The organism is Hyphomicrobium sp. (genome assembly GCF_036262015.1).
Lineage (GTDB): Bacteria > Pseudomonadota > Alphaproteobacteria > Rhizobiales > Hyphomicrobiaceae > Hyphomicrobium_C.
Map to the genome: position 1 here is coordinate 179,457 of NZ_DATAJR010000008.1, position 13,044 is coordinate 192,500.

Below are 13,044 nucleotides of genomic sequence, written 5' to 3' on the forward strand. Positions count from 1 at the left end.
AGAGAACGGCCGAACGGGGTCAGTCCTCACTTCTGGGCGGGCACGGCCACTCCTGGCCGTCCGCCTTCGGATACACCCTTCCTGAAATCTCCCAGACACATACGGGCTCAGGCGGTTAGGCCATGGCTGTTGTCGTGATGAAATTCGGAGGCACCTCGGTTGCCGACGTCGAGCGCATCAAGAACGTTGCGCGGCACGTCAAACGCGAGGTCGACGCCGGCAACAAGGTCGCCGTGGTCGTTTCGGCCATGGCCGGGGCCACGAACCAGCTTGTCAAATGGGTGAACGAAGCCTCTCCGCTTCATGACAAGCGCGAGTATGACGCCGTCGTCGCCTCCGGCGAGCAGGTCACGGCAGGCCTGACGGCGATCGTGCTGCAGTCGATGGGCATCAAGGCTCGCTCCTGGCAGGGCTGGCAGATCCCGATCGAGACCAGTGCGGCGCATGGATCGGCGCGCATTTCGGGCATTGCGGGTGAAGACCTGCGCCGGTCGCTGGATGCGGGCGAGGTCGCGGTCATCACAGGATTTCAGGGCATCGAGCCCAAGGCCAAGCGCCTCGCCACGCTAGGGCGCGGGGGGTCGGACACGAGCGCTGTGGCGGTCGCGGTCGCGCTCAAGGCCGACGTCTGTGACATCTACACGGACGTCGACGGCGTCTACACCACCGATCCGAGGATTGTGCCCAAGGCGCGGCGGTTGCCGAAGGTCAGCTACGAGGAAATGCTCGAGATGGCCTCCTCGGGCTCCAAGGTGCTGCAGACCCGGTCGGTTGAGCTGGCCATGGTCCATCAAATCAAAACGCGTGTGCTTTCGAGCTTCGTGAAGCCAGAAGACATAGCGCCGGTGCAACCCGGTAATCTTGAGAATATTGGAACAGTCGTCTGCGGCGAGGATGAGATCGTGGAAAACCAAGTGGTCAGCGGCATCGCCTACGCTCGGGACGAGGCGAAGATCACCATGCTCAAGGTCGAGGACAAGCCGGGCATCGCGGCGCGCATCTTCGGGCCGTTGGCCGATGCCTCGATCAACGTCGACATGATCGTGCAGAACGTGGCCGCAGACGGTCACCACACCGACATGACTTTCACCGTGCAGGCCGCAGAGCTTCCGCGTGCCCTTGAAGTGCTCAAGGCCGCGCAGGCCGACATCGGCAATTTCGATATTCAAAGCTCGGCCGACGTTGCAAAGGTGTCGGTCATCGGCATCGGGATGCGGAGCCACGCCGGTGTTGCGGCGCAAATGTTCAAGGCATTGTCCGAGAAGGGGATCAACATCCTCGCCATTTCTACTTCCGAGATCAAGATCAGCGTGTTGATCGATGCGGCGTATGCGGAGCTTGCAGTCAGGACGCTGCATGCCGTGTACGGCCTCGACGCGGCCTAAGCTTTTCCGTGCGGCAGCGTTAAGGTCTGGCTACCGTATTTTCGGCAGCGAATCCGCATTCGCGCTCAAATTGACGTATAACGGCCCGTAACCCCTTTCCCTCAAAGGGGTATGCGGATCCATTGAACGGCTGTGCCTATGCCCTCGAGACGCGGCGACGAGCCCCGTGTGATGCCAACCGAGCCTGCGCTGCGTGTCATCATGCGCCGGCTGCGGGACATCATGTCCGAGCCGGCCGATGGGCAGGAACGGCTGGATAAGATCGTGCGCCAGATTGCTGGCGTCATGGTCGCCGATGTCTGCTCAATTTACCTCAGGCGCCAGGACGGCTCACTGGAGCTGTTTGCCAGCGAGGGCCTCAATCCGACGGCCGTCCACGCGACGATGCTGAAGCGCGGCGAAGGCCTCGTCGGGCGTTGCGCCGAGCTCAATCTTCCGATCAACGAGCCGGATGCCGCCAAGCATCCCGCGTTCTCCTACCGTCCGGAAACGGGTGAAGAGGTCTATCATTCGCTGCTCGCGGTGCCGATCCAGCGCAGTGGACAGGTGCTGGGCGTGCTCGTGGTCCAGAACCGGACCATCAAAGAGTATTCCGACGAGGACGTGGAGGTGATGCAGGCGACGGCGATGGTCGTGGCCGAGCATCTCGTGTCCGGTGCCGTGTCCGGGGTTGGCTCTGCTATCGAGCTTTCCCGGGCCTTGTCACGCGTGATCTCGGGTGAGCCGATTTCGGATGGTATCGCGCTCGGTCACGTGATGCTTCACGAGCCGAGGATCGTTGTCACCAAGCTGATGGCCGACGACCCGGCGATGGAGTTGCGCCGTTTGGAGGACGCGCTGCTCGAGCTCAAGACTTCGCTCGACGACATGCTGAGCCACGAGCTCTTGTCCGGCGCGGGTGATCATCGCGATGTGCTCGAAGCCTATCGCATGTTCGCCCATGACCGCGGCTGGGAGCGGCGTCTCAGGGAAGCCGTCCAGAGCGGCCTCACCGCGGACGCGGCCGTGGAGCGCGTGAAGAACGGCACGCGTGCGCGGATGCTCAAGAATGCGGATCCCTTTTGGCGTGAGCGGCAGCGCGATCTGGACGACTTGTCGGACAGGCTGCTGCGGATCCTTGCCGGCGTCGCGACCGGAACGCTCAGCCCGCAGGAAATGCCGGTCGATACCATTCTAGTCGCTCGTACGATGGGGCCTGCGGAGCTGATCGACTACGACAGGACGCGGTTGCGCGGCCTCGTGATCGAGGATGGAAGCGGCCAGAGCCATGTGGCGATCGTGGCGAAAGCGCTGGGAATTCCCGCCGTCGGTCAGGCGGAGGGGATCGTCGAGCGCGTGACAGCGGGCGACGCGATCATCGTCGATGGCGTGATCGGCGAAGTTCACGTTCGCCCCTCGACTGAGGTCGTATCCGCTTACACCGATAAGGTGCGCTTCCGGGCGCGGCGGCAGAAGCAATATGAAGCTTTGCGCGATCTTCCGGCGGTGACCACCGACGGCGATACGGTGACGCTGCAGATCAACGCGGGTCTGCTCGCGGACATGCCGCATCTCAAGGAATCCGGCAGCGACGGCATCGGCCTGTTTCGCACAGAGCTGATGTTCATGCTGTCGCACAGCCTGCCGCGCGCCGACCGGCAGACGCAGGCCTACGAAGCCGTGCTGAAGGAAGCGGGCGGCAAGCCGGTGGTGTTTCGCTCGCTGGACATCGGCGGCGACAAGGTCCTCCCGTATCTGCCACACGTCCCGGAGGAAAATCCGGCCATCGGCTGGCGCGCGATCCGCATGTCGCTCGATCGGCCAGCGCTGTTTCGCATGCAGATCCGCGCCTTGCTTCGGGCTGCGGCTGGCCGCGAACTCAGGATCATGATTCCGATGGTGTCGCTCGCGACCGAGATGGACGAGATCCGCGTCCTGATCGACAAAGAGCGCGATCTTGTCGCCAAGCGGGGGGCCGCTCCGCCGAGCAAGCTCTTGATCGGCGCCATGATCGAGGTTCCGAGCGTTTTGTTCGAGCTCGACGAATTGTTGCAACGCGTCGACTTCGTCTCGGTCGGTAGCAATGACCTAACGCAGTTTCTATTCGCCGCGGATCGCTCCAATTCGAGGGTGGCCAACCGTTTCGATTCCCTGTCCGTCGCCTCGCTCAGGGCCTTGAAGCAGCTTGCGCGTGCCTGCAGGCGTCACCAAGTGCCTCTCACCCTTTGCGGTGAGATGGCGGGACGGCCGATCGAGGCCATGTGCCTCATCGGGCTCGGCTTCCGGACCCTGTCTATGGCGCCCGCTTCGATCGGCCCGGTCAAAACGATGATCCGATCGCTCAATGCCGAGGCCATCACCGTGTTGCTCGATCAGTTGCTCATGGGGCGGACGGGCAGCATCAGGCGTGACCTCGAGGACTTCGCGGCCCAGCACGGCATCGAACTCTAGCCTGTCATTATTTTTCTTGCAGGCTGGCGCTCTTGGCGTCATGTCGCGGTGAACAACCAGCTATCGCAAACCGAAAAGTCCCAATGAGCGTCATTCCCAAAGAGAAGCTTGCAAGGCTCATCGAGCGCTACGAGACGATCCAGGCCGAGCTGAACCAGGGCGCTTCGCAGGCGACGTACGTCAAGCTCACGAAGGAATTCTCGGAGCTGACGCCGCTCATCAATCAGGTGCGGGCTCTGGAAACGGCCGAGCAGGAGCAGCGGGATCTACAGGCTCTTCTCAATGACTCGTCTCAGGACAAGGAAATGGTCCAGATGGCGCGCGAAGAGCTCGAGCAGCTCGGGCCGCGCATCGAGGAGCTGGAGCATCAGCTTCGCATTCTGCTGCTGCCGAAGGACGCGGCCGACGAAAAGAGTGCCATTCTCGAGCTGCGGGCGGGAACCGGCGGCGACGAGGCGGCTCTGTTCGCCGCTGATCTTTTTCGCATGTACCAGCGATATGCCGACAGCAGGGGGTGGGCGACGGACATCATCTCCATGTCCGAGAACGATCTCGGTGGATACAAAGAAATCATCGCGTCGATCACCGGGAAGGGGGTGTTCGCGCGCCTCAAGTACGAAAGCGGCGTGCACCGCGTGCAGCGCATTCCCGCAACCGAGAGCGGGGGACGCATTCATACGTCGGCGGCGACCGTTGCCGTGCTGCCGGAAGCGGAAGACATCGACATCGACATCAAGGATCAGGACATCCGCATCGATACGATGCGCGCGGGCGGTGCGGGCGGTCAGCACGTCAACAAGACGGACAGTGCTGTACGCATCACGCACCTGCCCACCGGAATCATCGTCGTCTCTGCGGAAAAGTCGCAGCATCAGAACCGGCGGCTTGCGATGCAGGTTTTGCGCTCACGCCTGTTCGAACTGGAGCGCGAGCGTGCCGACAGTGAGCGCAGCCAGGCCCGTAAGAGCCAGGTCGGATCGGGCGACCGCTCACAGCGCATCCGGACCTACAATTTCCCGCAAGGCCGGGTCACGGACCACCGCATCAATCTCACGCTTCACAACATCGACAAGATCATGGAAGGCGTAGGGCTCGACGAGATCATCGATCAGTTGATCGCTGAGGATCAGGCGTCGGCGCTCGCGGCGATGCAGGGCCATGGAGCCTAAGGACACTGCACCGGAGGACGCGCTTGCCGGTCTCGACACGCGCGAGGCGCTCATAGTCGTGACGCGGCTGCTTGGCGAAGGCGGAGTCGAAAATCCGGCTCGGGATGCGCGGCTTCTGCTCCTGTCGGCCTTGGCGATCACCGGGACGGATTTGCTGCGCGATCCCGGCCGGCGGCTCGATCAGGAAGAAGCGCGGAAATTCTGGGATCTGGCGCAGCGGCGCGCGGCACGCGAGCCGGTGTCACGGATCCTCGGTGAGCGCGGATTTTATGGGCGGACTTTCCATGTCATGCCTGCGACGCTCGATCCGCGGCCGTGCACCGAGACGGTCGTCGAAGCGGCGTTGGAGATCGCGGGGCGTGAGGGATGGCGGGACCGGCCGATGCGGATCTTGGACATCGGAACTGGCACCGGCGCCCTTCTCGTGACGCTCCTTGCTGAGTTGCCTTTGGCGACGGGGCTCGGGACCGACATCAGCGACGACGCCCTCGGAGCGGCACAGGCAAACGCCGAGCGTCTTGGTGTCGCATCCCGTGCGGCCTTCCTCAACCGGCGCTCCGGCGAAGGGGTCGCAGGGCCTTTCGATCTGGTCGTCTCGAACCCGCCCTATATCCCGAGCGGTGACATCGCAGCGCTCGAGCCCGAGGTCCGGGACTTCGATCCCCTGGGTGCTCTTGACGGCGGAGCCGACGGACTTGCGATCTATCGCGAAATTGCGGCCTCTCTATTGGAACTTGTCCCCCGCGGTTGGGCGTTGATGGAAGTGGGAGCGGGTCAGGCTTCGGACGTTGCCGCGATCCTCCGGGAGGGTGTGGGAGCGGCGGCGGTGAAGATCGAGACATGGACCGATTTAGGGCAGCACACACGTTGTGTTGCTGTGCAGACACAACGTTAGCCATGACGCTAAAAGCACTTGGATTTGGGGCACGGCAGGTCTAAGGTGAGGCCTTGAAAGTTTAACTTCATGCGCATTTGGTTTTTGACAGCGGCCCCGTTCAATTATCCGGCTGTCATTATTTCGCGCATGATGAGCTGCGAGATAGGCGGATAAGAGCCGTCGGTTGTGCCGCATCACTGGCACCTGATGGCGAACTTGGGCGCCAATCGCACACGCTCCTCCCTTTCGGACATGCTGTTGCCGTTTGTGCACGAAAAGAAAGACGGATCTGGGTGGCGAGCATCGGGGACTCGCGTAAGCCTGATCGCGGCATCCGCTTGCCGCAGGTCCGCTAGGGGGTTTTAGGAATCCACCGGGAAACCGGTCGATACGCGGCCAAAAGGGCCACGAGGGATTTGAGTTTACTTCGCTACTGCGTGTGCGTGCGCGGCAGCGGCTATTTCCACAACTGTCGAGAATGGAGCCCATGAGGCAGGGACAGCAGAACCGCAGAGGACGCGGCCGCAACAACAATAACAACAACAATAATAATCAGAACCGCAAAGGGCAGAACCCTTTGACGCGGAGCTTCGAAAGCACGGGGCCTGACGTCAAACTGCGCGGTACGCCCGCCCATATCGCGGAAAAGTACATCGCCTTGGCGCGGGACGCCCAATCGAGCGGCGATCCGGTTCTGGCGGAGAACTATCTGCAGCACGCCGAGCACTACAACCGCATCATCATGGCCTTCCGCGAGCAGCAGATGGCCCAGGGCGGTGGGGATATGCAGAACGGGATGGGACGCCCACGCCCGGCCGGTTTCGGTGAGCCCGTGTCGATGTCCGATGATTTCGGCGACGAAGAGGGCGATATCGGTTCCGACTCACAGCCGCAGGTGGCCTATCCTCAGGCCCGAGAGGGCCAGCAGCAGCGGCCCGAAGGGCAGCGTTACGACGACCGCCCGCGTCATGAAGGCGGTCAGCGGCCATTCCACAATCGCGACCGTCACGATCGGGGTGACCGCGGCGACCGTGACCGCGGCTTTTCGGACCGGAACGACCGGGATCGTGATCGTGACCGCGGTGATCGGTTCCAACGCGGAGATCGCCAGGACCGGCAAGACCGCGACCGTGGCGAGCGTCCGGAGCGGATTGAACGTCCGGAGCGGATCGAGCGTGCGGATCGGGCAGACCGAGTGCCCCAGCCGGACGTCGGTGCTGAACCCGCGCCGGCGCCGCGCCAACGCGAGCGGACCGCTGTACCTCACCACGAGCAGCCCGAATTCCTGCGCCGCCCGGTGCGTCGTCCGCGGCGCGAGGCGACCCCCGTCAGTGACGACGAGGGCGCGCCAGCTCCCACGCCCGTCGTCGAGGGCAGCGGCGACTGAGACACGCCAAATCAGATCAAAATTTCTTGGAGGCCGTGGAGAAATCCGCGGCCTTTCTCATGGCCCGGGTGTCGCGACAGGGTCGCCCACCGAGAGGGCGCCGGAGGACAGAACTTCGGCGTAGACGCCGAAGTCATGATGGCCGAACTCTCGCCGCATGACGGCCGGGATATCCATGTCGCGGGCGCCGGTCTTGGGATCGACATTTGTTGCCGCGCATCGCTCGGTGCGCTCACAGGCTTTGAGGCGCACGGCACCGGCCTCGATCTCGCGTCCAAGCCAATCGAACTCGGCCCAGGCCGGAAGTCCATCGACAAGCAAGTTGGGGCGGAAGCGGATCGGATCGACGGAGCGGCCAATTACACGCTCCAGCTCCCGGACGGTCGCGAGATTGACGATGTGAACTCGGTTAACGCCGCCCTCGGTGATGCTGTGGCCCGGTGCTCCGACGATCTTGGGCCGCCCGCGCAGCCGATCGGCCATGTAGGCGGCGACGAACTGCTCGATGACCTGGCGACCGGATGGGGTCGACAGAACGCCGCTCGCAACCTGACGTCCATTGCGAAGCAGGGTGAGGCGCTGCGCCTCTTCGTCGAAACGGGATTCGAGGGTCGCGAGCCGTTCGTCCCGCATCAGGATCAAAAAGCTGATGTCTGGGACGGGACGCGGGTCTGCGGGATCGAAGCGGCTCGGACCATTCTCGATGGCCCAGGCCCTGTCGAAAGGAAGGGTGCCTCCCGCCGCGACCGCTACGCTTTGCATCGGGTCCGGGGAGAGGCCTTTGACCGGGTAGCGGTAAATAGCGGTGATTTTTCCGGTCATTCGGTTTCCGACCCGGCTCGTTAGCGTTTCCGATACCACGCGAGAGCGCCCCTCTTTATACGCCGCAAGCGCGTCCTATATCTGCTGCAGGCAGTCGCAGCCGGGTGCCGTTCGGGCTTGGCTGAACTCCCTAATCTTTACCCAATGTGACGGCGCTCCGGCGGGCCTTTCCAGGACGACGGGGCGAGCGGAGGAGGTAATCACAGATGGATTTCGAAAAGTATACGGATCGCGCCAAGGGGTTTGTTCAGTCGGCGCAAGGCCTCGCCCTCCGGGAGGGGCATCAGCAGTTTTCCACGGAACACCTGCTCAAAGTTCTGCTCGAGGATCCCGAAGGGGCTTGCTCGGGCTTGATCGCGCGCGCCGGTGGAAACGCCAAGGCGGCGCTCGCAGCCGTCGAACGGGCGCTCACCAAGCGTCCGAAGGTCAGCGGCGGTGGCGCGGGTCAGCTTTACATTCAGCCCGAGTTGGCGCGCGTCTTCGACAATGCACAGAAGATCGCAGAGAAGTCCGGCGACAGCTACGTGACTGTCGAGCGGCTGCTGTTGGCGCTTGCGCTCGAGAAGGGCTCGGAGGCCGGTAAGATTCTCGCGGACGCGGGCGTGACGCCTGAGCGCCTGAATGCGGCGATCAACGAGGTTCGCAAGGGGCGCACGGCGGACAGCGCGAGTGCGGAGCAATCCTTCGAGGCGTTGAAGCGCTACACGCGTGACTTCACGGAGGCGGCAGCCAACGGCAAACTCGATCCGGTCATTGGCCGCGACGAAGAGATCCGGCGCACCATTCAGGTGCTTTCCCGGCGCACGAAGAACAATCCGGTTTTGATCGGTGAGCCCGGCGTCGGCAAGACGGCGATCGCCGAAGGCTTGGCTTTGCGCATCGTCGCAGGCGACGTCCCCGAAAGCCTCAAGGACAAGAAGCTTCTCGCGCTCGACATGGGCTCTCTCATCGCGGGCGCGAAGTTCCGTGGCGAGTTCGAGGAACGGCTGAAGAGCGTGCTCAACGAGGTGCAAGCCGAGAATGGGCGCATCATTCTTTTCATCGACGAGCTGCACACGATCGTCGGTGCCGGCAAGGCGGAAGGCGCAATGGATGCCGGAAACCTTCTGAAACCGGCGCTTGCGCGTGGCGAGCTGCACTGCGTCGGCGCGACCACGCTCGACGAGTACAAGAAGCACATCGAGAAGGACGCGGCGCTTGCGCGGCGCTTCCAGCCGGTGTTCGTCGACCAGCCCTCGGTCGAGGACACGATCTCGATCCTGCGTGGCTTGAAGGAGAAGTACGAGCTGCATCACGGCGTCCGCATCACGGATTCGGCGCTGGTGGCAGCGGCGGTGCTCTCCAACCGCTACATCACCGACCGCTTCTTGCCCGATAAGGCGATCGACCTCATGGACGAAGCGGCTTCGCGTTTGCGCATGCAGGTGGACTCGAAACCCGAGGAGCTGGACGCCGTCGATCGCGAGCTCATGCAGGCCAAGATCGAACGCGAAGCGTTGAAGAAGGAAACCGATCAGGCATCGAAAGATCGGCTAGAGAAGCTCGAAGGCGTGATCGCGAACCTTGAGGAGAAATCGCGGGGTCTGACGGAGCGTTGGCAGTCCGAGAAGGACAAGCTCGGCTCTGCCCAGAAGGTGAAGGAAGAACTGGATCGCATGCGGACCGAGCTCGTGCAGTCGCAGCGCAAGGGCGACTATGCGCGCGCGGGTGAACTGGCTCATGCCGTCATTCCTCAGCTCGAGGCGAAGCTCAAAGCCATCGAAAGCACCGAGGGCAAGGGTGCGATGGTGGAGGAGGCTGTCACGCCCGACCAGATCGCGGGAGTCGTCTCGCGCTGGACCGGAATCCCCGTCGACAAGATGCTTGAAGGTGAGCGCGAGAAGCTTCTGCAAATGGAGCTGGCTCTCGCGAAGCGCGTCATCGGGCAACAGGAGGCGGTCAAGGCGGTGTCGACAGCCGTCCGCCGCTCGCGCGCGGGACTTCAGGATCCCAATCGTCCCATGGGCTCGTTCATGTTCCTCGGCCCCACGGGCGTCGGCAAGACGGAGCTGACCAAAGCGTTGGCTGCGTTCCTGTTCGATGACGAGAGCGCTTTAGTGCGTATCGACATGAGCGAGTACATGGAGAAGCACTCCGTGTCGCGGCTGATCGGTGCGCCTCCGGGCTATGTCGGCTACGAGGAGGGCGGTGCGCTCACCGAAGCGGTGCGGCGGCGGCCGTATCAGGTCGTGCTTTTCGACGAGATCGAGAAGGCGCATCCGGACGTGTTTAACGTTCTGCTGCAGGTGCTCGACGATGGGCGCCTGACGGACGGGCAGGGCCGTACGGTCGACTTCAAGAACACGCTGATCATCATGACCTCGAACCTCGGGGCCGAATATCTTGCCGATCCGCGCCAGCCGATGGGTTTCGGAGCGCCGGGCGACAAGGAGAAGGTGATGAGCGAGGAGGAGGCGTACGGGCTCGTCATGGATGCCGTGCGTCGCCACTTCCGGCCGGAGTTCATCAACCGGATCGACGAGATCGTGGTCTTCCACCGCTTGCGCCGCGAAGACATGGCGGCCATCGTCGACGTGCAGATGAAGCGGCTGCAGCAGCTGGTGGCCGATCGCAAGATCACGCTTGAGCTCGACGATCAGGCACGCACCTGGCTCGCGAACAAGGGTTACGATCCGATCTACGGCGCGCGGCCTTTGAAGCGTGTGATCCAGAAGCAGGTGCAAGATCCGCTTGCCGAAGAGATCTTGCGCGGGATGGTGAAAGACGGCGACACGGTGCGCATCTCGGTCAAGGACGGTGCACTGACGCTCAATGGCACACAGGTAAAAGCCGCAGCGTAAGAGCGGCGCTGCGGTTTCGCAGAGGTGAAACGGAATGCCCTCTTCCGACATCGGAAGAGGGCATTTTGCTATTTGCTGGCCGTGAGGACGGGCGTGCGGCGCATCAACTCGTCGATGCGCATGCGCTCCTTGTGGAACGCGGTGAGATCCTTGCCGGTCAGCTGGCGTTCGCGCGGAACCTCGATCGAGAGCGGGTTCACGAACTGGTTGTTGACCAGGATTTCGAAGTGCAAATGCGGACCGGACGACAGGCCGGTGGTGCCGATGTAGCCAATGACCTGACCCTGACGCACCTTGACGCCGGGTGAGGCGCCCGGCGCAAAGCGGGACATGTGGCTGTAGGCCGTTTGATAGCCGTTGGCGTGGCGGATGCGGACGTAGTTGCCGTTGTAGCCCTTGCGTCCAGCCTCTTCGATTGTGCCATTTCCTGCGGCCAGAATCGGAGTTCCGGTCGGCGCAGCCCAGTCGATGCCAGTGTGCATCTTGTACTCGCCAAGAAGCGGATGGCGGCGCAGACCGAAGCCCGATGTGAGGCGGATATCGTCGCCGCGAACCGGACGGCGATTGAGGAACTTTTTCGCGTTGTTGCCTTGTGCGTCGTAGTAGTCGATGTGACCGTCCGGCGTGCGGAATCGATAATAGCGGCGCGTTTCGGAGCCCGTCGTGATCGAGGTGAACAAGAGTTCTCCGGGAGGGCCGTCCGCTCCACCTTCGTCCTTCAAGTCGAAGAACATTTCGCACGTGTCGCCTGCTCGCAGACGACGGCGGAAGTCCGTTTCGTAAGCGTGAACACGCAGGATTTGCTGGATCGTTTCGGGCGGCACGCTTTCGAGCTGTGACGCATAGTAGAGGCTCGCGTAGAGGCTCGAAGTCTGCGGTGCGCCGTTCTCGGACATCGCGAGCCTGGCGAGGGCGTCGTCGTCGACGGGAGCGGCGCTCGCGACGAACTCACCCGAACTGTTGCGTGTTACCGTGACCTTGTGCGCGTGGCCTTCGTCGTAGATCGAGAAGCGCACCGGCTCCATGCGATTTTGCAGCGTCAACGACGGTTGAAGCGCAATGTGAACTTCCATCCCGGGAGCTACTGATTTTTCCGGAAAAACGCCCTTCATAGCTTCGATCATTTCGCGCGTCTGCCAGGTCGCGGCGCCGGCTTCGGCGAGGACTTGCGAGAGCTTCTGGCCTTCGCGAACGACCTTCACGGTCGGTTTCAGAACGTCGAGGTCGCTGGACCCGTCTTCATCGGTTCCGGCTTTGGCGAGCACGGTGGTGTTGGGCGCGGCCGGCTCCTCGGCGCTCTTGTCGGCTTCGCCGAGTCCGAGTTCGGATTCGGGTGGCGCAGCTTCGCCATTCGCGGAGGCGGGATCGTTCGAGGCAACGGTGTCGGAATTTTCAAAACGCTCGACGATTTCGGCGGCCTCTTCGTTGTCGATCGTCTGTCCATCTTCGAGCGGAAGAACGCCGCCAAGGAGGTCGACAACGCGAATGCTCACATCGCTCGCGGTGCCGCTTTGCGGTGTGGTCTCGTCCTCATCGTCGCCGATGGGCTTGTTGTCGGCGTAAAGCTTGAACGGGTTGAACGGCGGAATGCCTTCCGCCGAATTGGGCGGGACCGGCGCAAGGCGCGCGACGAGGCGAACGTATGGCTTCGCGTAGATGTATTCGCGGCTGCCGCGGCGCTGGCGCAGCGTTTCGTGAATGATGAAGCGGGTCGACTTCGCTCCGGTCGTAACCTGCAGGCGATCAACCTTCGGGACCGACCATTTGAGGCCGTCGTCGCGCCGGAGCATGGCTTCGAGCGGCGGGGCGGCCGTGCTTTCGCGCAGGCGCTGAAGGGCCGGCATGATGCCGTCCTCGGCCTCCTGCTTGTCTGCCGAACCAAAGATTACCACCAGGATCGCGATGCCGCCGACGGCAGCTGCGAGGCAGTTGCTCATGAGCCAGCGGAAGCGGCCTTCGCCTTGGGGGTCGGCATGGTCGGTGGCGTACATGTCCCGGAGACCCCGAGACTTCGCTCCGCGATACAAGGGGGCCGCCCGGCGCGGCGTGTGTCGTGCCGGAACGGGCCGGCAGCGCGCAATCGGAGCGTGGCGTCGGTGATCGACCACGGCTTAATTCGTCCTTCCCCCTTGAG

General features: G+C 63.1%; 8 protein-coding genes. 6 read left to right on the top strand and 2 right to left on the bottom strand.

Features of this window, described 5'->3' with window-relative positions; genetic code table 11:
- Positions 1–122 precede the first annotated feature (122 nt).
- The 5 genes from VHO05_RS09550 (at position 123) to VHO05_RS09570 (ending at position 7,248) form a co-directional block, all read left to right on the top strand.
- Positions 123–1,385: an aspartate kinase gene (locus VHO05_RS09550; protein WP_329646356.1), complete on the top strand. Its 1,263-nt coding sequence runs from the start codon at positions 123–125 to the stop codon at positions 1,383–1,385.
- A gap of 171 nt (positions 1,386–1,556) precedes the next feature.
- Positions 1,557–3,815, top strand: a complete 2,259-nt coding sequence (ptsP, locus tag VHO05_RS09555) for a phosphoenolpyruvate--protein phosphotransferase (protein WP_329646357.1) — start codon at positions 1,557–1,559, stop codon at positions 3,813–3,815.
- A gap of 83 nt (positions 3,816–3,898) precedes the next feature.
- The gene (prfA, locus tag VHO05_RS09560; protein ID WP_329646358.1) at positions 3,899–4,984 is read left to right on the top strand and encodes a peptide chain release factor 1; all 1,086 of its coding nucleotides are present in this window, start codon (positions 3,899–3,901) and stop codon (positions 4,982–4,984) included.
- The gene (prmC, locus tag VHO05_RS09565) at positions 4,974–5,879 is read left to right on the top strand and encodes a peptide chain release factor N(5)-glutamine methyltransferase (RefSeq protein ID WP_329646359.1); all 906 of its coding nucleotides are present in this window, start codon (positions 4,974–4,976) and stop codon (positions 5,877–5,879) included. Before prfA ends, prmC begins: the two co-directional genes overlap by 11 nt.
- 469 nt (positions 5,880–6,348) lie before the next feature.
- A complete protein-coding gene (locus VHO05_RS09570; protein ID WP_329646360.1) occupies positions 6,349–7,248 on the top strand; it encodes a DUF4167 domain-containing protein in 900 nt (299 codons plus the stop codon).
- A gap of 57 nt (positions 7,249–7,305) precedes the next feature.
- Here VHO05_RS09570 and VHO05_RS09575 read toward each other — a convergent pair whose 3' ends face one another.
- Entirely contained in the window at positions 7,306–8,070 is a 765-nt protein-coding gene (locus tag VHO05_RS09575) for an MOSC domain-containing protein (protein WP_329646361.1), read from the bottom strand.
- A gap of 206 nt (positions 8,071–8,276) precedes the next feature.
- On the opposite strand from VHO05_RS09575, the gene clpB reads away from it, so the two are divergent.
- The gene (gene clpB / locus VHO05_RS09580; RefSeq protein ID WP_329646362.1) at positions 8,277–10,910 is read left to right on the top strand and encodes an ATP-dependent chaperone ClpB; all 2,634 of its coding nucleotides are present in this window, start codon (positions 8,277–8,279) and stop codon (positions 10,908–10,910) included.
- 68 nt (positions 10,911–10,978) lie between these two features.
- Here the strand turns inward: clpB and VHO05_RS09585 are convergent, their stop codons facing one another.
- Positions 10,979–12,901, bottom strand: coding sequence for a peptidoglycan DD-metalloendopeptidase family protein (locus VHO05_RS09585; protein ID WP_329646363.1), 1,923 nt, complete (start codon positions 12,899–12,901; stop codon positions 10,979–10,981).
- Between the last annotated feature and the right edge of the window lie 143 nt (positions 12,902–13,044).